This window comes from Nocardia neocaledoniensis (genome assembly GCF_003182135.1).
Classification (GTDB): domain Bacteria; phylum Actinomycetota; class Actinomycetes; order Mycobacteriales; family Mycobacteriaceae; genus Nocardia; species Nocardia neocaledoniensis.
Map to the genome: position 1 here is coordinate 29342 of NZ_QGTL01000020.1, position 23061 is coordinate 52402.

The 23061-nt window shown below is 69.8% G+C and carries 26 protein-coding genes; 17 read left to right on the forward strand and 9 right to left on the reverse strand.

The window, feature by feature from the left end; genetic code table 11:
* Positions 1 to 4 precede the first annotated feature (4 nt).
* The 3 genes from DFR69_RS32835 to rdgB are packed head-to-tail and all read left to right on the forward strand — an operon-like array spanning position 5 to position 2187.
* On the forward strand, positions 5 to 769 hold the full coding sequence (locus DFR69_RS32835; RefSeq protein WP_167456492.1) for a cyclic nucleotide-degrading phosphodiesterase: 765 nt from the start codon (positions 5 to 7) through the stop codon (positions 767 to 769).
* Positions 770 to 813: 44 nt separating this feature from the next.
* On the forward strand, positions 814 to 1578 hold the full coding sequence (gene rph / locus DFR69_RS32840; RefSeq protein ID WP_110041587.1) for a ribonuclease PH: 765 nt from the start codon (positions 814 to 816) through the stop codon (positions 1576 to 1578).
* A gap of 3 nt (positions 1579 to 1581) precedes the next feature.
* Entirely contained in the window at positions 1582 to 2187 is a 606-nt protein-coding gene (gene rdgB / locus DFR69_RS32845) for an RdgB/HAM1 family non-canonical purine NTP pyrophosphatase (RefSeq protein WP_110041588.1), read from the forward strand.
* Positions 2188 to 2331: 144 nt separating this feature from the next.
* On the opposite strand, the gene DFR69_RS32850 is transcribed toward rdgB, so the two are convergent.
* The 5 genes from DFR69_RS32850 to DFR69_RS32870 all read right to left on the reverse strand — a co-directional run bounded on the left by DFR69_RS32850 (position 2332) and on the right by DFR69_RS32870 (position 5310).
* On the reverse strand, positions 2332 to 2631 hold the full coding sequence (locus DFR69_RS32850; RefSeq protein ID WP_110041621.1) for a DUF3817 domain-containing protein: 300 nt from the start codon (positions 2629 to 2631) through the stop codon (positions 2332 to 2334).
* A gap of 68 nt (positions 2632 to 2699) precedes the next feature.
* On the reverse strand, positions 2700 to 3131 hold the full coding sequence (locus tag DFR69_RS32855; RefSeq protein ID WP_232997022.1) for a transcriptional regulator: 432 nt from the start codon (positions 3129 to 3131) through the stop codon (positions 2700 to 2702).
* A 51-nt stretch (positions 3132 to 3182) separates the two neighbouring features.
* Positions 3183 to 4058, reverse strand: a complete 876-nt coding sequence (locus DFR69_RS32860; protein WP_110041590.1) for an oxidoreductase — start codon at positions 4056 to 4058, stop codon at positions 3183 to 3185.
* Positions 4059 to 4098: 40 nt separating this feature from the next.
* On the reverse strand, positions 4099 to 5019 hold the full coding sequence (locus DFR69_RS32865; protein ID WP_110041591.1) for a sigma-70 family RNA polymerase sigma factor: 921 nt from the start codon (positions 5017 to 5019) through the stop codon (positions 4099 to 4101).
* A 75-nt stretch (positions 5020 to 5094) separates the two neighbouring features.
* Positions 5095 to 5310 carry a hypothetical protein gene (locus DFR69_RS32870; protein ID WP_146229485.1) on the reverse strand — a complete coding sequence of 72 codons (216 nt, stop codon included), beginning with the start codon at positions 5308 to 5310 and terminating at the stop codon, positions 5095 to 5097.
* Between the two features lie 177 nt (positions 5311 to 5487).
* On the opposite strand from DFR69_RS32870, the gene DFR69_RS32875 reads away from it, so the two are divergent.
* From DFR69_RS32875 to DFR69_RS32890, 4 genes are all read left to right on the forward strand, one after another.
* Complete coding sequence (locus DFR69_RS32875; RefSeq protein WP_110041593.1) at positions 5488 to 6120, forward strand: TetR/AcrR family transcriptional regulator; 633 nt, start codon at positions 5488 to 5490, stop codon at positions 6118 to 6120.
* A 68-nt stretch (positions 6121 to 6188) separates the two neighbouring features.
* Positions 6189 to 8216, forward strand: coding sequence for an MDR family MFS transporter (locus tag DFR69_RS32880; RefSeq protein WP_244198579.1), 2028 nt, complete (start codon positions 6189 to 6191; stop codon positions 8214 to 8216).
* Positions 8217 to 8271: 55 nt separating this feature from the next.
* Positions 8272 to 8913 carry a PadR family transcriptional regulator gene (locus DFR69_RS32885; RefSeq protein ID WP_110041595.1) on the forward strand — a complete coding sequence of 214 codons (642 nt, stop codon included), beginning with the start codon at positions 8272 to 8274 and terminating at the stop codon, positions 8911 to 8913.
* Between the two features lie 157 nt (positions 8914 to 9070).
* Complete coding sequence (locus tag DFR69_RS32890; RefSeq protein WP_110041596.1) at positions 9071 to 10282, forward strand: FAD-dependent monooxygenase; 1212 nt, start codon at positions 9071 to 9073, stop codon at positions 10280 to 10282.
* Positions 10283 to 10472: 190 nt separating this feature from the next.
* Here the strand turns inward: DFR69_RS32890 and DFR69_RS32895 are convergent, their stop codons facing one another.
* From DFR69_RS32895 to DFR69_RS32910, 4 genes are all read right to left on the reverse strand, one after another.
* On the reverse strand, positions 10473 to 11207 hold the full coding sequence (locus tag DFR69_RS32895; RefSeq protein WP_167456493.1) for a phosphatase PAP2 family protein: 735 nt from the start codon (positions 11205 to 11207) through the stop codon (positions 10473 to 10475).
* 25 nt (positions 11208 to 11232) lie between these two features.
* Positions 11233 to 11457 (reverse strand): hypothetical protein, encoded by a 225-nt coding sequence (locus DFR69_RS32900; protein ID WP_110041598.1) that lies wholly within the window; start codon positions 11455 to 11457, stop codon positions 11233 to 11235.
* A 35-nt stretch (positions 11458 to 11492) separates the two neighbouring features.
* Positions 11493 to 12278 carry an HNH endonuclease family protein gene (locus tag DFR69_RS32905; protein ID WP_110041599.1) on the reverse strand — a complete coding sequence of 262 codons (786 nt, stop codon included), beginning with the start codon at positions 12276 to 12278 and terminating at the stop codon, positions 11493 to 11495.
* A gap of 203 nt (positions 12279 to 12481) precedes the next feature.
* Entirely contained in the window at positions 12482 to 13138 is a 657-nt protein-coding gene (locus tag DFR69_RS32910; RefSeq protein ID WP_110041600.1) for a phosphate signaling complex PhoU family protein, read from the reverse strand.
* 102 nt (positions 13139 to 13240) lie between these two features.
* On the opposite strand from DFR69_RS32910, the gene DFR69_RS32915 reads away from it, so the two are divergent.
* The 10 genes from DFR69_RS32915 to DFR69_RS34925 all read left to right on the forward strand — a co-directional run bounded on the left by DFR69_RS32915 (position 13241) and on the right by DFR69_RS34925 (position 23053).
* Positions 13241 to 14332 (forward strand): calcium:cation antiporter, encoded by a 1092-nt coding sequence (locus DFR69_RS32915; protein ID WP_110041601.1) that lies wholly within the window; start codon positions 13241 to 13243, stop codon positions 14330 to 14332.
* 198 nt (positions 14333 to 14530) lie between these two features.
* Positions 14531 to 15376 carry an MlaE family ABC transporter permease gene (locus DFR69_RS32920; protein WP_110041602.1) on the forward strand — a complete coding sequence of 282 codons (846 nt, stop codon included), beginning with the start codon at positions 14531 to 14533 and terminating at the stop codon, positions 15374 to 15376.
* Positions 15376 to 16242, forward strand: coding sequence for an MlaE family ABC transporter permease (locus tag DFR69_RS32925; protein ID WP_110041603.1), 867 nt, complete (start codon positions 15376 to 15378; stop codon positions 16240 to 16242). Before DFR69_RS32920 ends, DFR69_RS32925 begins: the two co-directional genes overlap by 1 nt.
* Positions 16243 to 16246: 4 nt before the next feature.
* Positions 16247 to 17278, forward strand: coding sequence for an MlaD family protein (locus DFR69_RS32930; protein WP_244198580.1), 1032 nt, complete (start codon positions 16247 to 16249; stop codon positions 17276 to 17278).
* Positions 17278 to 18282, forward strand: coding sequence for an MlaD family protein (locus DFR69_RS32935; RefSeq protein ID WP_110041605.1), 1005 nt, complete (start codon positions 17278 to 17280; stop codon positions 18280 to 18282). The genes DFR69_RS32930 and DFR69_RS32935 overlap by 1 nt, the downstream gene beginning before the upstream one ends.
* Positions 18270 to 19271 (forward strand): MlaD family protein, encoded by a 1002-nt coding sequence (locus tag DFR69_RS32940; protein ID WP_110041606.1) that lies wholly within the window; start codon positions 18270 to 18272, stop codon positions 19269 to 19271. The genes DFR69_RS32935 and DFR69_RS32940 overlap by 13 nt, the downstream gene beginning before the upstream one ends.
* Positions 19271 to 20359 (forward strand): MlaD family protein, encoded by a 1089-nt coding sequence (locus tag DFR69_RS32945; RefSeq protein ID WP_167456494.1) that lies wholly within the window; start codon positions 19271 to 19273, stop codon positions 20357 to 20359. Before DFR69_RS32940 ends, DFR69_RS32945 begins: the two co-directional genes overlap by 1 nt.
* Positions 20356 to 21408 carry an MlaD family protein gene (locus DFR69_RS32950; RefSeq protein ID WP_110041608.1) on the forward strand — a complete coding sequence of 351 codons (1053 nt, stop codon included), beginning with the start codon at positions 20356 to 20358 and terminating at the stop codon, positions 21406 to 21408. Before DFR69_RS32945 ends, DFR69_RS32950 begins: the two co-directional genes overlap by 4 nt.
* Positions 21405 to 22364, forward strand: a complete 960-nt coding sequence (locus tag DFR69_RS32955; protein WP_110041609.1) for an MlaD family protein — start codon at positions 21405 to 21407, stop codon at positions 22362 to 22364. Before DFR69_RS32950 ends, DFR69_RS32955 begins: the two co-directional genes overlap by 4 nt.
* A gap of 131 nt (positions 22365 to 22495) precedes the next feature.
* Entirely contained in the window at positions 22496 to 23053 is a 558-nt protein-coding gene (locus DFR69_RS34925) for a hypothetical protein (RefSeq protein ID WP_208644085.1), read from the forward strand.
* Positions 23054 to 23061 lie beyond the last annotated feature (8 nt).

Here is a 23061-nt window from a genome sequence, read left to right on the forward strand (position 1 = left end):
GGGCATGCGCCTTACCGTCCTCGGGTGCTCGGGCAGCGTGTCCGGCCCGGACTCCCCAGCGTCGGGGTACCTGCTGACCGGCCCTGACATGAGGCCGACCGTCATCGACTTCGGCCCCGGCGTCTTCGGCGCGCTGCAGAAGCACATGAACCCGGGTGACGTCGACATCTTCCTCACCCACCTGCACGCGGACCACTGCCTCGACCTGCCCGCGCTGCTGGTCTGGCGCCGCTACCACCCGAACCCGCCGCAGGGCCGGGCGCTGGTGCGCGGCCCGTCCGACGCCGCGCTGCGGATCGGCAACGCCTCCGCCGAGATCGGCGGCGAGACCGACGACTGGTCCGACGTGATCGACTCGCAGGCCTGGGCCGAGAACGTCCCGGTGCCGTTCGGGCCGGGCCACACGGTCGAAGCCCGCCGCATGTACCACCCGCCGGAGTCCTACGGCCTGCGGATCACCGCGGCCGACGGCCGCGTCTTCGTCTACACCGGCGACACCGCGATGTGCGACGCCGTCGTCGAGCTGGCCCAGGGCGCCGACGTGCTCATGTCCGAGGCCTCCTGGACCCACGATCCCGCGAATCGTCCTCCCGGCATTCACCTTTCGGGCACCGAGGCCGGCGAGATCGCCACCCGCGCGGGCGCGAAGGAACTGCTGCTCACCCACATTCCGCCGTGGACTTCGCGCGAGGACGTCATCGCCGAGGCCAAGGCCGCCTTCTCCGGTCCCGTCCACGCGGTGGCACCGGGCGAAACCTTCGACCTCTAGCCCCCGCCCGCCCCGGATCGCCGTCGGCCAATACACTCAGGCTCGTGTCGAGACGAGCCGATGGCAGGGCGGATGACGAACTCCGCGAGGTAAGGATCACCCGTGGCTTCACCACGCATCCGGCGGGATCGGTGCTGGTGGAGTTCGGCCAGACCCGGGTGATGTGCACGGCCAGCGTCACCGAGGGCGTGCCGCCGTGGCGCCGGGATTCCGGGCTGGGCTGGCTCACCGCGGAATACGCGATGCTGCCCGCCGCGACCCACACCCGCAGCGGACGCGAGTCGGTGAAGGGCAAGGTCGGTGGCCGCACCCAGGAGATCAGCAGGCTGATCGGCCGCTCGCTGCGCGCCTGCATCGACCTGGCCGCGCTCGGCGAGAACACCATCGCCCTCGACTGCGACGTGCTGCAGGCCGACGGCGGCACCCGCACCGCCGCCATCACCGGCGCCTACGTGGCGCTCTCCGACGCGGTCACCTATCTGGCCGCCGCGGGCAAACTGGCCGACCCGCAGCCGATTTCGTGCATGATCGCCGCGGTGAGCGTCGGCGTCGTCGACGGCCGGGTGCGTCTGGACCTGCCCTACGAGGAGGATTCGCGCGCCGAGGTCGACATGAACGTGGTCGCCACCGACACCGGCACCCTGGTCGAGATCCAGGGCACCGGCGAGGGCGCGACGTTCCCGCGCTCGACCCTGGACAAGCTGCTCGATTCCGCGCTGGCCGGCTGCGAGCAGCTGTTCGCCGTGCAGAAGGAAGTGCTGGCGCTGCCGTACCCGGGCGTGCTGCCCGAGCCCGCGGGAAAGAAGTAGCCCGTGGCCGTGCGCGTGCTGGTCGCCAGCCGGAATGCCAAGAAGCTGAAGGAACTGCGCCGCATCCTCGACGAGGCCGGCGTGGCCGGGATCGAACTGGTGAGCCTGGCCGACGTGCCGCCCTACGAGGAGGCGCCCGAGACCGGCGCCACCTTCGAAGAGAACGCGATCGCCAAGGCGCGTGACGGCGCCGTCGCCACCGGATTGCCCTGTGTGGCCGACGATTCCGGGATCGAGGTGGACGCGCTCAACGGGATGCCCGGCGTGCTCTCGGCCCGCTGGTCCGGCCGGCACGGCGACGACGAGGCCAACAACGCCCTGCTGCTCGGCCAGCTCGGCGACGTCCCCGACGAGCGGCGCGGCGCGGCATTCGTCTCCACCTGCGCTCTCGTGCTGCCCGACGGCACCACCACCGTGGTCCGCGGCGAATGGCGCGGCAGCATCGCCCGCCAGCCCTCCGGTGCGGGCGGCTTCGGCTATGACCCGCTGTTCCTCCCCGAGGGCGGCACCGGCAGCGCCGCCGACCTCACCCCGGAGGAGAAGGACGCCGTCTCCCACCGCGGCCGGGCACTCACTCAGCTCATTCCCACCCTCGCCGCGCTGGCGTAAACGCACGCTCGAGATCATCGGGCGCCTGCGGCGGCATCGGGTGAAAGCCGTTTCTCCACCGAAGCCTGGTGCTCGCGTGATCAACTGGGCCAACGACAGCGCCGCCGCTCCGGAATCCGGGGCGGCGGCGCTTTTGTCGTGGGATCAGAGGCCGAACTGCTGCTTGACGTCCTTGGCGTTGCGGTGCTCGACGAAGAACGAGAGCAGCGGGATGGTGCCTGCGATCAGGGTGCCGACGGTACGGCCGATGGGCCAGCGCACCTTGACCGCGAGGTCGGCGGTGACGAGCAGGTAGGCGAAGTACACCCAGCCGTGCACGACCGCGATCCAGCTCGGGGTGTCGACGCCGAAGCCGTACTTGGCGATCATCTCGATGGTGAGCAGCAGCAGCCACAGGCCGGTGACCCACGCCAGCACCCGGTAGCGCTGCAGCGCCGGGCGGATCTTGGCGGCGCCCGCCGCGGGCGCCCGATCCTGGTCGAGCGACGGTGCGGTGGTGTCTTTGTCGGTGGTCACCCGGCGTTCCTCTCCGTGGCGCGCGGCCCGGCCGAGCGGACGTGCGCGTCGATGTCGTTGGCGTGCAGACTCGCCAGGTACTCGTTGTAGGCGACCGTCTCCGGGTCGTCGGTGGGCGCGGCCTTCGGGCGTTCGGGCAGGATCCCGGCGGGGATCTCGCGCGGCGCCTCCGGACGGGCCTTGTCGGCGGCCGTCGCCGGTTCCTCGGCCTCGCGCTCGAGCCGCACGAAGCGGACGTAGGCGAACACCGCGAACGCGGCGAACAGCGGCCACTGCAGCGCGTAGCCGAGGTTCTGTCCGGTGCCCGACGCCGACTCGAACCGTTCCCACTGCCACCAGGCCAGCGCGAGGCAGCCCGCGGCGACGACAACGACCAGCGCGATCAGGGCCGGCTTGTTGTGCGCGGGGCGTTCGGGTGAAGCGGACACGCGCTCCACGGTACCCGCCTACTACACGCGGCGTAGGAGCAGGTCGCGAGGTCAGAACTTGTAGGTGATCCCCGTCATCCGCTCGGATTCGGTCCACAGCCTGCGCAGCAGTTCCGGATCGCGCGAGATGCCGCTCGACGGGCATGCCTCGACCGGGCCCTGCGACTGCATCCACCGGTTGGGACCCCAGTAGACGGTCGGATCGGCGTCGGGTTCGGTGGCGGCGAACAGGGTGGAGTGCGCGGCCTTGGCCGGCGGATGGCCGATGAGCTTGATGAACGGCTTGCTGACCCGGTCGAGCGGGGTCTCGGTGCGGGCGAACAGGTCGGTCGCCGAGACGCCGGGGTGCACGGCGTACGACTTCGTCGGCGACCCCGCCTCGCTGAGCCTGCGCTGGAGTTCGCGACCGAACATGAGATTGGCCAGCTTGGCCTGGGCGTAGGCGAGATTGCGCTGGTAGCGGCGGTTCTCGTAGTTGAGGTCGTCGATCCACAGCTTGGGGGTCTGCTTGTGGGCGATGCTGGCCAGGGTGACCACCCGATCGGTGATCTTGTCCAGCAGCAGGCCGGTGAGGGCGAAGTGGCCGAGGTGGTTGACGCCGAACTGGGTCTCGAACCCGTCGGCGGTGCGCGAGAACGGGATGTTCATCAGGCCCGCGTTGTTGATCAGCACGTCGAACTCGCCCTGCTGCTCGGCGAACGCGCGCACGGAAGCCAGGCTGGCCAGATCGAGGGCGGCCACGCGGACATCGCCGGGGATGGCGTCGGCGATCGGCTTGGCCTTGGCCGCGTTGCGGCAGGCCATGATCACGGTGGCGCCCTTGTCCGCCAGCACCCTGGTGGTCTCGGCACCGAGGCCGCCGTTGGCCCCGGTGATCACGAACGTGCGCCCGGTCTGGTCCGCGATGTCAGTTGGTTTCCATGCCATGCCCCGGATCTTACTCTTCGGTAAGATCGGCGCATAGGGTTCAGTCGAGCAGCCCCGCCAGCGTACGGGCGCAGCCGGGCCTGCGGAGCTTGGTCATCGCCTTCGCCTCGATCTGGCGGGCCCGCTCCCGCGAGACGCCGAGTTCGGATCCCACCTCCTCCAGCGTGCGGCCCTCGCCGCGATCCAGGCCGTAGCGCAGCCGGATCACCGTGGACTCGCGCTCGGTGAGCCCGGCCAGCGCGGTGGCGAGATGGCCCGGGATCATCCGCCGCGCGACCACCTCGGCGGGCGCGGGCGCGGCATCGGGAAGCAGCGCGCCCAGTTCGGTGTCCTCGCCGACGGGCGCGTGCAGCGACACCGGCTCGGCCTCGTACCGCAGCATCGCCTCGACCTGGGCGACGGTGAGCTCGGCGGCCGCGGCCAGCTCCTCGACGGTGACCGAGCGGCCCAGCTGATGGGTGAGCTCACGCCGGACGCGGATCACCCGGTGCAGCACGTCGGCGACGTTCGAGGGCAGCCGGATCGCGCGACCCTGATCGGTCAGCGCGCGGCCGATCGACTGGCGGATCCAGAAGGTGGCGTAGGTCGAGAGCTTGAGCCCGCGCCGGTGGTCGAACTTCTCCACCGCGCGCATCAACCCGAGCGTGCCCTCCTGGATCAGGTCCAGCAGCGACATCCCCGTGTTCGTGGGGAACCGGCGCGCGATCGACACGACCAGGCGCAGATTCGCGCGCACCATGTGGTCCTTGGCGCGCAGGCCGTCGATCTCGATGCGGCGCAACAGCTCTCGCCGCGCGGCGCTCGGTTCGACACCGGCCGCGGCGTTCTCGGCCAGTTCGGCGCGCGCCTCGATCCCCGCGGCGACGCGCACGGCGAGCGCGTGTTCCTCGGCGGGGGTGAGCAGGGGAGTGCGGGCGATGGCGGTCAGGTAGTCGCGGACGGGATCGGTGGTGACAGACAAGAGAACTCCCAGGCAGCGGCGGTATCGGGGGAGGTGGGGGTGGGGGCGACGGTGCGCCCCCACCCCCGGAGAAGATCAGCGGCCGGGGATCCGCAGCGGCTTGCGCACGGTCGTCGACCTGGTCTGCGCGCCGCGGATGGCCGAGCCGGTGCCGCGGCGCCGGGCCGCCGGGTAGGTCGCGGCGGCACCGGGCGTGCCGGCGCGGCGTGGGCTCGGCGGAGTCGCGGACGCGGTCAGGATCTCGCGGACCGCGTCGTCGAGGGTGGGTCGCATCGTCGTGTATCGGGCCATATCGGCTGCTCCTTCGTCGGTGGTGCGGATGAGTCGGGGTCGGGCGGCGATATCGGGTCCGTGCGGCACGCGCTGTCTCCTTCGATCGGTGTCGCGCTCGGCGACGAACACAAACTTAGATCCGACCTAAAAATATGTCAAGCATAAATTTATGACGACTTCAGCTATGGTGATGTCATGACCACGCAGCAGGGGCTCCGCGCCAGGAAGAAACAGCAGACCAGGGAGCAGATCTCGCACCGGGCGACCGAGCTGTTCCTGGCCCGCGGATTCGACCGGGTGACCATCGCCGACGTCGCCGCGGCCGCCGAGGTGGCCAAGATGACCGTCACCAACTACTTCCCGCGCAAGGAGGATCTCGCCCTCGACCTGGGCGAGGTCTACGCCGAGCAGCTCGCCGCCATCGTGCGCGATCGCGCGCCGGGGGAGTCGGCGCTGGCCGCCCTGCGCCGCGCCTATCTCGCGGCGGTGGCGGCCCAGGACCCGGTGATCGGCTTCAGCGGCCTGCCGTTCGCGAAGATGATCACCGACAGTCCGGCGCTGGTGGCGCGGCTGCGCGAGTTCAACGAGGACCGCGAGGCCGCGCTGGCCCGCGCGCTGGCCGAGGACACCGGCGCCGCGCCCGACGACATCACCCCGCGGGTGGCCGCGGCCCAGCTCGCCGGCGTGCACCGGGTGTTGTTCGAGGAGATCCTGCGCCGCACCCTCGCCGGTGAGCCCAACGACGAGATCGCCACGGCCATGGTCGATTACGCGCGCGTCGCCTTCGCCGCGCTCGAACCGGGGCTCGGCGGGTACGCCGTGCGCTGAGGATCGTTGACGATTTGCTGCCGTGTCACTGAAGTCCGGGGCGCGGTGGAAAAGCCCATACTGGGGCCATGCCGGATGGTGTCGCTGTAGACGAGCCCGTCGCGCCGATGAGCAAGGCCAAGATCAACATCATCTTCGCGACGATCGTGCTCGGCATGCTCATGGCAGCCCTGGATCAGACCATCGTCTCCGCCGCGCTGCCCTCGATCGTGGCCGACCTCGGCAGCGCGGGCCACATGGCCTGGGTGGTGACCGCCTACCTGCTCGCCGAGGCCGTCGCGACCGTGCTCGCGGGCAAGCTCGGTGACCTGTTCGGCCGCAAACTGCTCTTCCAGGTGAGCGGCCTGATCTTCATCGCGGGCTCGGCGCTGGCCGGGCTCGCGCCGGGCATGGGCGTGCTGATCGTGGCCAGGGGCATCCAGGGCGTCGGCGCGGGCGGACTGATGGTCACCTCGATGGCGCTGATCGCCGACACCATTCCGCTGCGCGAGCGCGGCAAATACCAGGGCGCGCTCGGCGCGGTCTTCGGCATCACCACCGTCGTCGGGCCGACCCTGGGTGGGCTGTTCACCGACCACGCGAGCTGGCGCTGGTGCTTCTATGTCAACGTGCCGCTGGCGATCCTGATGATCGCGATGGCCGCGCGCACCCTGCCCCGGCTGCGCTCGGTCGCGCGGCCGGTGATCGACTACCTGGGCATCGGCCTCGTCGCGCTCGGCGTCTCCGCGCTGATCCTCGGGCTGGAGTTCGGCGGCAACGAGTATCCGTGGGGGTCCTGGCAGATCATCGGGTTGTTCGTGCTGGCCGCAGCGTTGCTGATCGGGTTCGTGCTGGTGGAGAACCGGGCGGTGGCGCCGATGCTGCCGATGCGGTTGTTCCGCAGCCGGGTGTTCACGGTGTCGTCGGTGCTCAGCTTCATCGTCGGCTTCGCGATGCTCGGCTCGATGACCTATCTGCCCGCGTACCTGCAGTACGTCGACGGCGCGACGGCCACGGTGTCCGGAGTGCGCACCCTGCCGCTGGTCGTCGGCCTGTTCATCACCTCGATCTTCTCCGGGCAGGTGGTCGGGCGCACCGGTCGCTACCGCTACTTCCCGATCGTCGGCATGGCGGTGATGGCGCTCGGCCTGGCCCTGATGTCGACGATGGGCCGCGCGACGAGCGTATGGCTGGAATCGCTGTACATGCTGATCCTGGGCGCGGGGCTGGGCCTGTCGATGCAGGTGCTCACCATCGTCGTGCAGAACACGGTGCCCTACGCCGACCTGGGTACGGCCACCTCGGGCGTGACCTTCTTCCGCACGCTCGGCAGCGCTTTCGGCACCGCGGTGTTCGGCACCCTCTACAACAACCAGAGCGGGCCCGCGCTCGCCGAGGCGTTGCGGGCCTCGCCTGGTGTCCCGCCGGAGGCGGCGGCGAATCCGCAGGTCCTGCGCGAACTACCGATCGAGCGGGCCGCGCCGATCATCGACGCCTACGCGAACTCGATCGACTACGTCTTCCGCTGGGTGATCCCGGTGGCGCTGCTCGGGTTCGTGGTCGCCTGGTTCCTGCCGCAGGTGCGCCTGCGCGACAGCGCCAGGCACGGCGCGGGCGACATCGGCGAGGGCTTCTCGATGCCCGACTCCGACGACCGGGTGGTGCAGCTGGAGCGGGCGGTCGCGGCGACCGTGCGCAAGGCGCGCGCCCAGAAACCGATCATCCCGGAACTGATCTCGGCGGCGGGCAGCAGGCTCGGCCCCGACACCGCGTGGGCGCTGGCCCAGGTCTACCTCTACGGCAAGCAGGGGCAGCCCGCCACGGTGTACGCCATCGCGTTCCGGCACCGGCTGCCGGTGGAGGTGCTCTCGCCGGTCTTCCGGCGCGCGGTCGACGACGGTCTGCTGCGCGACGACACGGGCACCCTGACGCTGACCGAGCGCGGTGACACCGAGGTCGAACTGTTGCGCACCGGCTGGCGCCGCTGGCTCGGCGACCGCCTCGACGACTGGAACTACCAGGACCCCGCCGACCGCGCGCTGCTCGACGAGGCCCTGTCGAACATCGCGGGCAAGCTGCTCGAACAGGGCGCCGACGCCGAGCCGGTGAAGGTCTGACCTTGTCAGCCGAATACTCGTAGACGTATATTCGTAGACGAGTAAGGAGGCAGCCGTGGCCACGAAGCGCAAAGTCAACAATCTGCTGGCGCTCGCGGTGCTGTCGGTGATCGTGCAGCGGCCGATGCACCGATACGAGATCGCCGCCACCCTGCGCGCCCACGGCAAAGACAAGGACATGGACATCAAGTGGGGTTCGCTCTACACGGTGGTCCAGAACATGGCGAAGGCCGGATTCCTCGAGGTCGTCGGCAGTGAGCGCGACGGCGCCCGGCCCGAACGGGTGATCTACCGGATCACCGACGCGGGCCGCGCCGAGATGGCCGACTGGACCAGGGAACTGATCGCCGCGCCCGAACCCGAGGCCCGCCGCTTCACCGCGGGCCTTTCCGTGCTGGCCGTCCTGCCGCCCGACGAGGTGATCGAGCTGCTCGGCGACCGGATCGCCGCGCTCGACCAGATCATCGAGCGCACCCGGACCGACCTCGCCGCGCTCACCGGCACCCTGCCCAGGCTGTTCGTCATCGAATCCGAATACGGGCTGGCGATGCTGGAGGCCGAAGCGGCGTGGACGCGCGCGCTGCGCGAGCAACTGCGCGACGGCACGTTCGACGGACTCGACCGCTGGCAGCAGTGGCACGCCGAGGGCATGCCGGCCGCGCGGATCGCCGAGCTCGGCGAAAGGGGGAACGACTAGCTCCCGCGAACAGAAAACCCGGACCCGGTGGTGTGCGGCAACACCCCACCGAGCCCGGGAACCGTCCCGACACCTGAAGTACGCACGCGCACCCGGCTACGAGGCTGGCAACCACAGGATAGCTGGGTGACGCGCAGAACAGATCTGGAGATCACCCATGTCCACCACTCGTTCCGCACTCGTCATCGGCGGCGGCATCGCCGGTCCCGTCGTCGCCACCGCCCTGCGCAAAGCCGGCATCGATGCCCAGGTGTACGAGGCCTATTCGGGCCCGTCCGAGGGCATCGGCTCCGGGCTCGCGCTCGCCCCCAACGGCGTCGCCGCGCTCGATCTGCTCGGCGCCGGTGACGCGGTGCGCGCCATCGCGCTCCCCGTCGCCGGGTCGCGCCTGTCGGTCGGCGGCCGCGAGCACATCCTGCCGGTCCTGGCCGATCAACCGCCGCTGCAGGTCGTCGATCGCGGCGAACTGCACCGCGTGCTGCACGATCACGCGGTCGCGGCCGGCGTGCCGTTCACCTACGACAAGCGACTGGTCCGCGTGGACGAACACACCGACGGCGTCACCGCGCATTTCACCGACGGCACCACCGCCACGGCCGACCTCCTGATCGGCGCCGACGGCATCCGGTCCACCGTGCGCGGACTCATCGACCCGGCCGCGCCAGGCCCCGGCTACACCGGCATGCTCGGCTTCGGCGCGCGCGTCGAGTACGACCTCGACCTGCCGGACGACACCATGGTGTTCGCGTTCGGCGCCAAGGCCTACTACCTGTACTGGAAGGAGGCCGACGGGCACGTCACCTGGGGCGCGAATCTGCCGAGCAAGCAGTATCTCTCGCTGACCGAAGCCCGCGCGGTCCCGGCCGAGCAGTGGCTGCGGATCCTGCGTGAGACCTACGCGCCCGACACCCCCGGCGGCGAATTCGCGCGCCGCACCACGGCCGAGAACCTGGAGGTCACCGGGGCGCTGCACATCATGCCGCCGGTACCGCACTGGTACCGCGGCCGGATGGTCCTGGTCGGCGACGCGGTGCACGCGCCGTCCAACAGCTCGGGTCAAGGTGCCTCGCTGGCGATCGAGAGCGCCGTGCAGCTGGCCCGGTGCCTGCGCGACATCGACTCGCCCACCGAGGCTTTCGCGGCCTACGAGCGGTTGCGGCGGTCCCGCGTCGAGGGCATCACCGCCCGTGCCGCGAAGATCAACCACAGCAAGACGCCAGGCCCGTTCGCCCGCAAGGTGATGAACGCCCTGATGCCGCTGATGGTGCGGACGGTGATGAACCCGGAGAAGACGATGGGCGCCGAACGCCGCTACCGCATCGACTGGGACGCGCCGGTGCAGCGCGAGCTGGTGACCGCCGACCGCTGATCGCATGGTCCTCGCCCCCGAGGTTGTCGAGGGGCGAGGACTTCGGGGCCGACCGGAGGTATCGATAGCGACTCCCTATGGATCGCCGCGGCCGGCCTGCTGTCGGGGTTCAGCGACGCTCGGCCCGCAGACGCGGGATGCGTTCACCGACCACCAGTTCATCGGAGGGTCGCGCTGACAGCGCGCCGCGCTATTTCCGTCCGGACACCGCCACCGGGACCTCGGCCGGGGCAGCCGAGGCGAAGTGTTCGCGATACACCCAGGCGAAGACGGTGACGCACAGGGTCAGCCAGGCCAGGCCGAAGATCCAGCCCGCCAGCACGTCGGTGGACCAGTGCACGCCCAGGTAGATCCGGGACAGGCCCACCGCGATCGGGAACAGCACCGCGAACACGGTGGCGGCCACGCGCAGCCATCGGCGGCGCAGGCCGGGGATGACGGTCAGCGCGACGATGCCGACCACCACCGTGGTGCCGAGCGTGTGACCGGAGGGGTACGACAGGCTCGGCTCGGCGACCAGCCGCGACACCTCCGGCGGCCGATGCCTGCCGACGAGCCGTTTGATCACCACTACGAGCACGCCGGCGCCCGCCGAGGTGAGCGCGACGAGCGCCACCGTCGCCCAGTCCCGGCGCGCGGCGAACCACGCGACGGTGAGGGTGGCGAGGATCGTCATCGACAGCGTGTCGCCCAGGTCGGTGACGAACCGGGCGATCGAGGTGAGCGGTTCGCCGCGGTGGGCGATCATCCAGTCGAGCACCCGCGGATCGATCCGGATGATCCCGGCGTCGTTGTTGACCTGCCAGGTGAGCACGCCGACGAGGGTCAGGGCGACGGCCAGCAGTGTCGCGGCCAGCGGCAGCCTGCGGCCCAGGGTCGACCACGCGAGCTCACAGGTAGGGGGTCGGAAAGAGGCAATCGGCATAGCTACCAGATTGCCAGGCGCGGCGTCAGGCCTCGAAGACCACGGTGTTCCCGGCCACATCGCGGGTGCCCGCGATCTTCTTGATGGCCTTCACCAGGTCGGCGACGCAGTCCCACACCCGCGGTGGCTCACCCTCGATGTTGCCGATGGTGTACCAGGTGTCCGTGCCGCGATAGCGGACGAGACCGTGGCCCGCGTCGTCGAGCATGACGTCGAGCTCGCCGGACACCGTCCCTTCCTCTTCGGTCATGACGGCGCTCTCGGCGGTGATCTCGATCGTCTCGCTTATTTGAACTCTCCTCGGCGGAGGCAGTCGTCGACTGCGGTGCGCAACGCGGTGTGCTCGGCGGTATCAACGGTCAGGGCGTACTTTATCTTGACCTTCACGTAATGCTCGACATAGGCGCACCGGAATTCGCCGGGCGGCAGGTAGTTCGCGGGGTCCTGATCGCCCTTGGAACGGTTGGCCGAGGGATCGGCGGCGACCAGGTTCATCGAGTCGTTGGCGATGCGACGGCGGGTGTCCACGTCGCGGTCGGCGGCGCCGGAGCGCCAGGCCTCGGCCAGCGCGACGATGTGTTCGGCGTCCACCTTGGCCGGGTCGGTGATGAACTTGTACGGGCCGAGCTGACCGGTCTTCTTGTCGATGAACCCGTAGTGGTCCTGCCAGCCGGCGCCCGAAGGCACCTTCAGCTCACAGGTTTTCGCGTCGAGGGTGACCCCGCCGGTGGCGTCGCGCAGCATCATCACCTCGCGACTGGTGCATTTGGCGTACTGGGCCAGGTCCCCGGTGAAGCCGTGCTCGGGCTTGTTGGTGTCCCAGTGCGGGAACTGCTCGCGCGTGTAGCCCGTCATCGGGCCTTCCTTCGCGACGACGAGCTTGCCGATCAGGTCACCGATCTCCTTGCCCGAGACCGTCGCCGCGGTCGCCGACCCGGGCCCGGGCGCGGTGGGATTCACCTTGTCCAGCAACGAGTTCGCGACGGTCAGTACGACGGCGAGCAGCACCGCGCCTGCCAGCGCCAACAGCGCCCTGCCCAGAGGAGAGCCACTGATCGAGGACCACTTCATGCCCGTACCACCCACACGCTTCGTCGAAAATGAACCGGCACAACCTAACGGCCGCGCGCGGCGTCGTATCCGATTGTCGGCTATGACCTTCGGCACAGGACAGCGCAAAGGAATTGCGGCTCAATAGCGTTCACCTATCGACGGAGGTGACCTGCCGGAACGCGGCGTAAACCCGGAGTGACCGACATCACATCACGGGTGGATCAGTCGGGCAGGGTGCCGGTCTCCGGTGGGATGCCGGTGTCCAGGAATCGGATCAGCCGGGCGATGCGGGCGGCGTGGTCGACGCAGCGCTGGAATTGACTGCCCAGCAAGGCCAGATCGATCGCCGCGCCTGCGTCGACGCCCGTCTCCGTGTCCGCGAGCATCGTGCGCAACTCGCGGCAGCGTTGCTCCATCGTCGCGGCCGCGGTCCCGTCGTCGGCGACGAAGCGGCCGGTGGCCACCGAAGCGCCAACGCGGGCAACGCATTCGGCGGTGAGGGTGCCCATCGCCACCAGCTGGTCGACGACCGGCTCCGGCGCGACGGCGCGCGGATGCGCCCGATACACGTACTGACCGGCGGTTTCGGTGCGTCGTCCGATGCGCGAGAGTTCCCCGGCGATCTGGATCGCGGTCACCACATGGCGTAGGTCGCGCGCGACCGGCGCCTGCAGGGCCAGCAGCGCCATCGTGCGATTCTCGCAGGCCGCGAACATCTCCTGGAGCTGTTCGTCGAGGGCGAAGACCTCGTAGGCCGCGGTGAGGTCGGCCCCGGCGAGTGCCTCGGTGACCCGCTGTGTCGAATCGTGGGCGAGGCGCGACATCAGGGTGAGATCGTTGGACAGGGCAACGAGCTCGAGGGTGAACTGGGTCCGCACGGGCTGAATTGTTCCCCATGGGGGCGGTCCCGGGGAATCCATCGGGCGATCTTCGCTCCGCGTATCCGGGGTCACGCGCGCGGACCTGGAACGATGGAGGTCATGATCGCCGCACTGACGACCAGATGGACCATGTTCACCCCCTTCCTAGCCGCCCTCCTGCTCTTGCTCACCTGGGGTCGCGATGTGCCCGGGGGAGTCGTGGCCGTGGTGAGTGTGGCGCTGGTCGGGGTGGTGCTGGCCGCGGTCTATCACGCCGAGGTGGTCGCCCACCGGGTCGGTGAGCCGTTCGGCTCGCTGATCCTCGCGGTCGCCGTCACCGTGATCGAAGTGGCCTTGATCGTGACGATGATGATCTCCGGTGGCGACAAGGCGGCCTCGCTGGCCCGCGATACCGTCTTCGCCGCGGTGATGATCACCTGTAACGGCATCTTCGGCCTGGTCCTGCTCGTCGGCGCGCTCCGGCGCCGGGTGGCGGTGTTCAACTCGGAAGGTACCGGCGCCGCGCTGGCCACCGTGGCGACGCTGGCCACCTTGAGTCTGGTGCTGCCGACCTTCACCACCAGCCTGCCGGGGCCGGAGTTCTCGCCCGCGCAGCTGGCCTTCGCCGCGGTCGCCTCGCTGGCGCTGTACGGCCTGTTCGTGATGGTGCAGACCGTGCGTCATCGTGACGACTTCCTGCCGGTCGAGGACGCGGGCGCGGTGGACGACACCGATCCGCACGACGCGAAGCCGTCCGCTCGCGCCGCGCTGACCAGCCTCGGGCTGCTGGTGCTCGCCCTGGTCTGCGTGGTCGGGCTGGCCAAGGTGGTCTCGCCCGCGTTGGAGACGGCGATCGCCTCGGCCGGCCTGCCGCCCTCGGCGGTCGGTGTGGTGATCGCGATGCTGGTGCTGCTGCCGGAGACGCTGGCCGCGGTCAACGCCGCCCGGCGTCACCAGGTGCAGATCGGCCTGAATCTGGCGCTCGGCTCGGCGATGGCCAGTATCGGTCTCACCATCCCGGTGATCGCGGTGGCCTCGATCTGGCTGAGTGGTCCGCTGATCCTGGGACTGGGCGCCACGCAGATGGTGCTGTTGGCGTTGACGGTCGTGGTGGGCACCCTGACGGTCGTTCCCGGCCGTGCCACCCTGCTGCAGAGCGGCGTTCACCTGGCGTTGTTCGCCGCTTTCGTGTTCCTCGCCGCAAGTCCGTAGTGCGGGTGTGGCAGATCACATCAACAATGGTTTTGTCATCGGAACCGTCGAAAAGCGACGAGGGTCACCACCCCGAAATTTTGTTGTGACGCAGAGTACCGGTTAGCTTGCTGGAGTTGGCACCGACGCCGAAGCCAGAGAGTGCGGTATGAAATTCACCATGCACCGCGCTTCGCGAGCGGGCCGGGGACGTTTCTGATGTCCGCCGATCTGCATTCCGCGAAGCCGGATTCCGCCACCCGGATCGTCCGCGAGAACTTCACCGACACCATCGTGTCGTCGTTGCGGACTTTCGGGCGGGCCGTGGACCTCGCCAAGGAATCGGTCACCGGCTCGGTCTCCGATGTCGCCCGGGGCCACTTCCAGTGGCGCGAGACCCTCCTGCAGGCCTGGCGCCTGATCACGGTCACCGCGATTCCCGCGATCCTGATGGCGATCCCGTTCGGCGTGATCGTCTCGCTGCAGGTGGGCAATCTGATCCACAGCCTCGGCGCGGATTCGATGCTCGGCGCCACCGGTGGTCTCGGCGTCATCAAGCAGGGCGCGCCCATCGCCACCGGCTTCCTGCTCGGTGGCGCAGGCGCCGCCGCGATCGCGGCAGATCTCGGCGCGCGCACCATCCGCGAGGAGATCGACGCTCTCAACACCATGGGCATCAGCCCGGTGCACCGGCTGGTCATTCCCAGGATGGCGGCGATGTTGATCGTCGCGCCGATGCTCAATGTGCTGATCATCTTCGTCGGCGTGATCGCCGGATACGCGGTCGCCGTCGGTGGCCAGGGTGTGACGCCCGGTAGTTACTGGTCGACCTTCGGCTCCTTCGCCACCGTCGGTGACGTGTGGGTGTCCCTGCTCAAGGCGCTGATCTTCGGCTTCCTCGTCGTCGTCATCGCCTGCCAGCGAGGGCTCGAGGCGAAGGGCGGACCACGCGGTGTCGCCGACGCGGTGAACGCCGCCGTCGTGCTCTCGGTGGTCTCGATCGCCATCGTGAATCTGCTCGGCACGCAGATCAGCGCCATGTTCCTGCCGACGAAGCTGGCGTGATGGCTGCCTCCTCCTACATCCCCACCTCGCTGCACTGGCTGCGCAAGCCCGCCCGCGTCGGCAAGCGCATCGCCTCGGCGGGCGAATCACTCGGCTTCATCGCGGTCTTCGTCTGGCAGGTGCTGTCCTCGGTGCCGCTGACGCTGCGCCGCTACCGCGACGAGACGCTGCGCGCGGTCACCGACATGACCTGGGGCCGCGGGTCGATCATCGTCGGCGGCGGCACCGTCCCGATGATGATCGTGCTCGGCCTGGTGATGGGCGCCTCGGTCGGCGTCGAATCCTTCGCCTCGCTCGACATGCTCGGCATGGGCCCGGTGACCGGCGTCATCTCGGCTTACGCCACCACCCGCGAGCTCGCCCCGATCGCGGCCGCCATCGGCTTCGCCGCCCAGGCGGGCTGCCGGATCACCGCCGAGATCGGCTCGATGCGCATCTCCGAGGAGATCGACGCGATCGAGGCGCTGGGCCTGCGCTCGGTGCCGTTCGTGGTGACCACCCGCGTGATCGCGGGCGCCATCGCCATCGTGCCGACCTTCCTGATCGCGCTGATCCTGTCCTACGGCGCCTGCCGCGGACTGCTCACGATGGTCTACGGGCAGTCGGCCGGCGTGTACGACCACTACTTCTTCCAGTTCATCTCCGGCTTCGACATGATCGCGGCCGTCATCAAGGTCGCCGTGTTCGGCACGGTCGTGATCCTGGTGCACAGCTATTTCGGCTTCTTCGCCACCGGTGGCCCCGAGGGCGTCGGCATCGCGTCGGGCCGCGCGGTGCGGGCCAGCTCGGTGGCCATCGTCGCCATCGACATGGTGCTGTCGATCGTGCTGTGGGGCTTCAACTCGGCGATCAGTTTTACGGGGTGAGTGCGTGCCTAACTATGGAATGCCCGGCGTCGCGGCCGATCGGCGCACGTCGCGGCTGACGGGCGCGATCATCCTCGGCGTCATCGCCGCGGTCCTGCTCGCCACCGTCGCCTACAACAATCTGAAGACCGAGGAGGGCCTGCGGATCGCGCTGCGCACCGAGCACCTCGGTGACGGCATCAGCGCGGGCAGCCAGGTCCGCGTCGACGGCGTCACCGTCGGCGAGGTCGCCGAGGTCACCCCCGGTGAGCGCGGCACCCAGCGGATCTCGCTGCTGCTCGACGCCGACCGCCTGCACGGCGTCGACGACAGCCTCGCCGTCGACTACGCCCCCACCAACCTGTTCGGCATCGCCGAGATCGAACTGCGCCGTGGCGCCGGCGGCAGCCCGCTGCGCCCCGGCGCGGAGCTCGATCTGACCGGCGCCAACTCCGGCCGCGTCTACGACGCCACGATGAGCGCCATCCTGCGCAGTCTCTCCCAGGTCGGCATGACCGTGACCAGCCCGCAGATGGCCACGGTCGTCTCCCAGCTGGCCGCCGACTTCAAGGCGTTCACCCCGCTGGTCCAGGCGCTGATCACGGTGGCCAAGACCATCGCCGACAACCAGGACGTCGCGCCCTCGGAACTGTTCGGCAAGCTCGGTGCCGCCTTCGACGGCGGCGGCCAGTTCGCCGGCGCCACCATGCAGGTGATCGACCGGCTCAGCGAGATCAAGGTGACCCAGGTCGACAAGGAGCGCTACGACATCGGCGTCGGCGTGATCGGCGGCGACATCCTGCCCGCCCTGACCACCACCCTGACCACCGCGGGCGGCCACTTCGCCGAGACCACCGACATGCTCGCGCCGATGCTCTACGCGCTGGCCCAGATGTCGCCCAACCCACGGCAGACCGGCGCCGACCTGGCCGCCCTGCTCGCCAACCTGCGCGGCGCCATGCCCGACGGTCCGAACGGCCCCGTCCTCAACCTCGACGTCGAGCTCAGCGGCGTGCCCGCGATCGCGGTGCCGCTGTTCGGAAAGGCCGGTGCGTGATGAAGGTCGGTGGCGTCGCCCTGCGACTCGGTGTGTTCGCGCTGGTCATGCTGGCCGTGCTCGGACTCGTCTTCACCCTGATCAAGCGCCCGGTCTCCGGGGACACCGAGGCCCACGACGCGCTGTTCACCGACGCGAACGGCCTCAAGGTCGGCAACGACGTGCGGATGTTCGGCGTGCAGGTCGGCAAGGTCGAGAAGATCAGCCTCGAGGGCGACAAGGCCAAGGTGCACCTCACGGTCAAGACCGACACCCCGATCTACGACAACAGCAAGCTGGCCATCCGCTACCAGAATCTCACCGGCCAGCGCTACATCGACCTGCAGCAGGCGCCCACCCCGGGCAACCGGATCGCGGCCGACGCCAGGATCGGCGCGAACATGACCGTGCCGTCCTTCGACGTGACCAGCCTGTTCAGCGGCCTCAAGCCGGTGCTGGCGACGCTGTCGCCGGAGGCGATCAACCAGTTCACCGCCAGCATGCTCGCCGTCATCGAGGGCGACGGCAGCGGCCTGGGCCCCGCGCTCACCGCGATCGACCAGCTCGCGAGCTACGCCGAGGACCGCCAGCAGGTGATCAACACCCTCATCCGCAACCTGTCGACGCTGGGCGACCGGCACGGCGGCCGCGTCGGCTACCTGCTACCGCTGCTGGCCCGGCTCACCGACATCTTCGAGGCGATGCAGCGCAACATCGGCGGCGTCGCGCAGTTCGCGGCCACCGCGCCCTCGGTGCTCGCGCCGGTCGACCGGCTGCTCGCCTCCCTCGGCCTGGTCGAGGGAGGCAGCGCCGAGGTCGACGCGCTGATCCGCGGCCTGTTCCCGGATCCGGGGGAAGCCGTCGCCGTGTTCGGGCGCCTGCCCGGCCTGCTGGCCACCGTCGACTCCACGCTCTCGCGCGATTTCGCCGACTTCACGCCGACCTGCAGCAACGGCGCCGCCGAGGTGCCGGCCCCGCTGCAGGTGCTGATCGCCGGACAGAAGGTGACGGTATGCAACGCCTGAAGTTCTTCTCGGGCGATCGCCCGATCATGGACGAAGCCAGCAAGCGCGCCCGCGAACTGCGGATGGGCATCATCGGCCTGAGCCTGGTCGTCCTGTTCATCATCGGCGCGGGCATCGTCTACGTGGTGCCGCTGGGCAAGCACACCTACACCGCCGAGCTCAGCGAGGCGCAGTCGGTGCGCGAGGGCGACGACGTGCGCCTGGCCGGCATCTCCGTCGGCAGCGTCACCTCGCTCGAGCTGAAGCCGGACAAGGTGCTGATGGAGTTCACCGTCGACCGCGAGGTGTTCGTCGGCGACCAGACCTCCCTCGACATCCGGATGCTCACCGTGGTCGGCGGCCACTACGTCGCGCTGTACCCGGCAGGTTCGCGCCCGCTGGGCGACGAGCCGATCCACGCGGACCGGATCCGCCTGCCCTACAGCCTGATCGAGACCTTCCAGGACGCGACCGCGCCGCTGGCCGCCGTCGACGGCGACACCGTGCGCCAGAACCTGGCCGCGGCCAACTCCGCGATCGCCGCCTCCCCGGAGGCGCTGCGCTCCACCCTCGACACTGTCGGCAAGTACGTCGACATGCTCGATCGCCAGCGCTCGCAGGTGTCGACCTCGATCGCGATCCTCGACGAGTACATCTCCATGTACGACGGCGCCAAGTCCGATCTCGGCAGACTCATGGACAACGTCAACCTGCTGGAGGACGTGCTGCTGAGCAAGAAGGCCGAACTGGCCGAGGCCGTCCGCCTGCTGGTCTCGGTGGTGAACCGGCTCGCCGGGCTCGCCCCCAGCTGGGATTCCACCCTGAAACCGAAGGCGCAGGAACTGGCCGACGCGCTGCCGCGCCTGCGTGAACTCGAGGGCCGGTTCGAGCCGCTGCTCGGGACGGTGTCGAGCCTGCAGACCAAGCTCTCGGAACTGGCGACGCCGGAGGCGGGCATCGTGGTCGACCAGTCCGCCGTGTGTGTGCCGCTGCCGGGGAAGGCGTGCTGATGCTGAAACGACTCCTCGGATCCCAGGCGTTCATGTCGATCGCCGGCGTCGCCGTGCTGGTGGCCCTGGTGATCGGCGGCTACTTCGTCGCCTTCGATCCGCTGAAGAAGACCGAATCCTATTGCGCGCTCATGCCCGACGCGATCGGGCTCTACCCGGGCAACCACGTCACGATGCGCGGCATCGATGTCGGCGAGGTGACCGCGGTGCGCAACGAGGGCCCCAAGGTGCGGGTCGAGTTCGAGGTCGACGCCGAATACCCGGTCTACGCCGACGCTTCCGCGACCACCGTCGCGTATTCCGTTGCCGCCGACCGCAATCTGGCCGTGCTGGCCAGCGGCGCGAACACCGAGCGGCTGTCGGGCGGGTGCATCACCAAGACGCTGACCCCCAAGAGCATCACCGAGACCCTCACCGCGCTGGCGAGCCTGTCCGAACAGCTCTCCGGCGCCGAGGCCGGTCAGCCGAGCGCGCTCGTCGACGGGTTGGCCTCGCTGGACCGCGCGACCGTCGGCACCGGCCCGACGATCAACGAACTGGTGCACAAGCTCGGCTCGGCGATGAACCAGCCCGACGCCGACATCGGCCACCTGGCCGGGCTCTTCGACGCGTTCGCCTCGGTCTCGAACCGGGTCGCCGCCAACTGGGGCGACCTGCAGACCATGCTGGTGCGGTTGGCGCCGCTGCTCAACCAGGCCTCCGACGACCTGCTCGGCCCCGCCACCTCGCTGTTCGACGGCCTGCGCGAGCTGCTGCCGATGCTCAACGACTTCGCCACCATCCTCGGTGACCCGCTGATCGGCGCGCTCGACGGCGCGGTCCCGCTGGTGAAGTTGTTGCGCGCCAACGTCGGATCGCTGCGTGAGGTGGTCCTGAAGATGCCCGCGCTGACCTCGGCGTTCCAGAGCGTCGCCGGCGGCACCGCGATCACCTACGCCCCGCCGAAGGTGGCGCTGCCCACCGCCGAGGCCGACCAGGTGTGCGGCGCGCTCAACGCGCTCGTCCCGGGGCAGTGCGCCGATCCCGCGGCGGGACTGACCGATGTGAACCTCGTCCAGGTGGTGCTGGGAATGGCAGGTGCCCGATGAACGTGCGACGGAAGAGTGTGCGGCGCACCGCGATCGCCCTCGCGCTCGCGGCCGGGCTCGCGGTCGCCGGCTGCGGTTTCGACCCCGCCGAGGTGCCGGTGCCCGGCTCCAGCGTGAGCGGACCGACCTACCGGGTGCAGATCGAGTTCAGCAGCGCGCTGAACCTGCCCGCCAAGTCGAAGGTCATCGCCAACGGCGCCGAGATCGGCACCGTCGACGAGGTGCGGGTGATCCAGCCGGCCGACGCGCCCGCCGGCCGCGGTGGCTACGTCGTCGTCGAGGCCGACATCCGCGACTCGGTCCAGCTGCCGACCTCCACCATCGCCGAGCTGCGCCAGGACACCATCCTCGGCGACATCCACGTCTCGCTGACCACCCCGAAGGACGGCTTCGGCTCGCTGCTGCGCGACGGCGGCACCATCGGCATCGACCAGACGAAACCGCCGGTGCAGCTGGAGGACACGATGGCCACCATGGCCCTGTTCGTGCAGGGCGGCGCGATCGGTCAGCTGCAGGACATGATCGGGCGGGTGAACTCGGTGATGCCGCGCGATCCGAAGGAGACCGCGCGCATCTCCGCCGTCATGGGCGCCGACGCCGCCGACCTCGCCGCCAACCTCGACCAGGTGGACCTGCTGGTCAACGGGCTGGCCGCCAACGCCGAGGTCATGGTGGGCATCGAGGCCGAACTGACGAACATCCTCACCCCCGAGGCCGTGCGCTCGCTCACGGGCAACCAGGACTCGATCGCCAAGACCATGACGATCTTCCAGGCGCTCGGCCCGGTCGGCTCCTCGCTGACCTGGCTGGCCCCGATCGCGGGCGCCGGCGACGCGGCGGCGACCGCCTTCCTGCCCCTGGCCACGGGTGGCTCGGCCGACCTGCGCTCCTCCACCAACATGGCGCTGCTCACCGCGCTGTTGCGCGACAAGGTGATTCCCTTCGCCGAGCGCGGGCCGAAGGTGAACGTCACCAGCGTCCAGCTGTCCGAGCAGGAACAGGTGGAGCAGATCGTGACCGCGCTGCGGATGATCGGAATGGTGCGATGAAGATCGGTGCCCTCGCCTCGCTGACCGGGATCGCCGCCATCACGGTGCTCGGCGCGAGCTACCTGACCTTCGGCGTCGTGAAGGTCGACCCGTTCGCCGACTACACCGAGGCCTCGATCGAGCTGGCCAACTCCGGCGGTCTCAGCGTCGGCTCGCCGATCCTGTTGACCGGCATCGAGATCGGCAAGGTCACCGCCGTCGACACCGCCGCGTCCGGCGGCGTCGAGGTCGGCTTCCGGTTCGGCGCCGAGAACAAGGTGCCGATGAGCAGCATCGTCACCATCGAGCACCTGTCCTCGCTCGGCGAGCCGTACGTGCAGTTCGTGCCGCGCGACGCGAACGGCCCCTACCTGAGCGACGGGCAGCGGCTGGCGGGGGAGAACGTGCGCACCCCGATGTCGATCCCCGAGGTCGCGCGGCTGGTCACCAAGACCGTCGAGCAGCTCGATCCCGCCGTCGTCGGATCGCTGGTCGACACGCTCGGTCAAGCGATGACCGGCACCGAGAACGTGATCCCGGAGCTGGCGCGCGCCGGCGACCTGCTGGCGGCGGCGATCATGAGCCGCGCGCCCGCGATCGCCGAGCTGCAGAACAACTTCGAGTACGTCTCCGGTGACATCGGCTGGGCGGGCCCGGCCACCTCCGCCGCGGCGCCGGCGTTCGTGCGCCTGAGCCAGGTGATCGACGAGTTCGTCGAGTCGGTCGGCCGGGTCAGCGCCGCAGGTGGCGACCCGGAGATGTACCTGCGCGAGGGTGGCCTCGTGCCGTTCCTGCAGGAGCTCACCGCCAAGCTCGAAGAGATCGGACCCGAACTCTCCGCCCTGCTGCCCGGGCTGCGGCCGCTCACCGAGTCGATCACCGCGACCGGGCCACAACTCGATCTGAGCGCGCTGATCGCCCAGGCCCTGCACAACACCGACGCCGACGCGGTGAAGGTGCGGGTCGCGATCAAGTAAACATCTGGCAACCACTGAATATACGTATGTGCCCTGGCCAGTGCAGTCCACTCGACCAGGGTCGTCATCGAGCAACCGTGCGGTAGCCTGCTGGACGAGGGGAGTCCAGATCCGCGGGCGAAGGCGGTGTGATGGCAGAGAGCAGCAGAACCCGGGTGATCGCGATCGCGGCGGTACTCGCCGCGTTGCTCGCGCTGGTCGTCGCGCTCGGCCTGGTCATGCGCGCGAACCAGGGCGACGAGAACGACCGGGTCAACCAGATGGGCGCCGAATCCCCGGTCTCGGCGGACGAGGCCTCCGGGCAGGCCGTGGCCTTCGCGCCGCCGTGGCCCGCGCGGCGCGTCGGGGGTAACTGTTCGGCGGGCGGCATCGTCGCGCACTGGCGGGTCGACGAGGCAGGCGCCTGGAACTGCACCGTCACCACGCCCGACGCCGCGGTCCCGCCGGCCCCCGCGCCGCCACCCCCGCCGCCGGAACCGGAGCCGATCCAGGCGCCTCCGCCGCCCGTCAACGAGCCGCCGGTCTACGAACCGCCCGCCTACGAGCCGCCCCCGCCGCCGGAACCCGAACCTGTACCCGCGCCGGAGCCGCTGCCCGCGCCCCCGCCGCCGCCCCCGCCGCCGGTCATCCAGTTGCCGTTCCCGCTGCCGCCGATCTTCGTCCCGCCCGCGGCCGCCGTTCGGCCCTGACGGTCGGC

Coding starts and splice junctions, on each gene's coding strand:
- DFR69_RS32835 (WP_167456492.1), top strand. CDS start 5: ATGCGCCTTACCGTCCTCGGGTGCTCGGGCAGCGTGTCCGGCCCGGAC.
- DFR69_RS32860 (WP_110041590.1), bottom strand. CDS start 4,058: ATGGCATGGAAACCAACTGACATCGCGGACCAGACCGGGCGCACGTTC.
- DFR69_RS32870 (WP_146229485.1), bottom strand. CDS start 5,310: ATGGCCCGATACACGACGATGCGACCCACCCTCGACGACGCGGTCCGC.
- DFR69_RS32875 (WP_110041593.1), top strand. CDS start 5,488: ATGACCACGCAGCAGGGGCTCCGCGCCAGGAAGAAACAGCAGACCAGG.
- DFR69_RS32880 (WP_244198579.1), top strand. CDS start 6,189: ATGCCGGATGGTGTCGCTGTAGACGAGCCCGTCGCGCCGATGAGCAAG.
- DFR69_RS32890 (WP_110041596.1), top strand. CDS start 9,071: ATGTCCACCACTCGTTCCGCACTCGTCATCGGCGGCGGCATCGCCGGT.
- DFR69_RS32895 (WP_167456493.1), bottom strand. CDS start 11,207: ATGCCGATTGCCTCTTTCCGACCCCCTACCTGTGAGCTCGCGTGGTCG.
- DFR69_RS32900 (WP_110041598.1), bottom strand. CDS start 11,457: ATGACCGAAGAGGAAGGGACGGTGTCCGGCGAGCTCGACGTCATGCTC.
- DFR69_RS32905 (WP_110041599.1), bottom strand. CDS start 12,278: ATGAAGTGGTCCTCGATCAGTGGCTCTCCTCTGGGCAGGGCGCTGTTG.
- DFR69_RS32915 (WP_110041601.1), top strand. CDS start 13,241: ATGATCGCCGCACTGACGACCAGATGGACCATGTTCACCCCCTTCCTA.
- DFR69_RS32920 (WP_110041602.1), top strand. CDS start 14,531: ATGTCCGCCGATCTGCATTCCGCGAAGCCGGATTCCGCCACCCGGATC.
- DFR69_RS32925 (WP_110041603.1), top strand. CDS start 15,376: ATGGCTGCCTCCTCCTACATCCCCACCTCGCTGCACTGGCTGCGCAAG.
- DFR69_RS32935 (WP_110041605.1), top strand. CDS start 17,278: ATGAAGGTCGGTGGCGTCGCCCTGCGACTCGGTGTGTTCGCGCTGGTC.
- DFR69_RS32940 (WP_110041606.1), top strand. CDS start 18,270: ATGCAACGCCTGAAGTTCTTCTCGGGCGATCGCCCGATCATGGACGAA.
- DFR69_RS32945 (WP_167456494.1), top strand. CDS start 19,271: ATGCTGAAACGACTCCTCGGATCCCAGGCGTTCATGTCGATCGCCGGC.
- DFR69_RS32950 (WP_110041608.1), top strand. CDS start 20,356: ATGAACGTGCGACGGAAGAGTGTGCGGCGCACCGCGATCGCCCTCGCG.
- DFR69_RS32955 (WP_110041609.1), top strand. CDS start 21,405: ATGAAGATCGGTGCCCTCGCCTCGCTGACCGGGATCGCCGCCATCACG.
- DFR69_RS34925 (WP_208644085.1), top strand. CDS start 22,496: ATGGCAGAGAGCAGCAGAACCCGGGTGATCGCGATCGCGGCGGTACTC.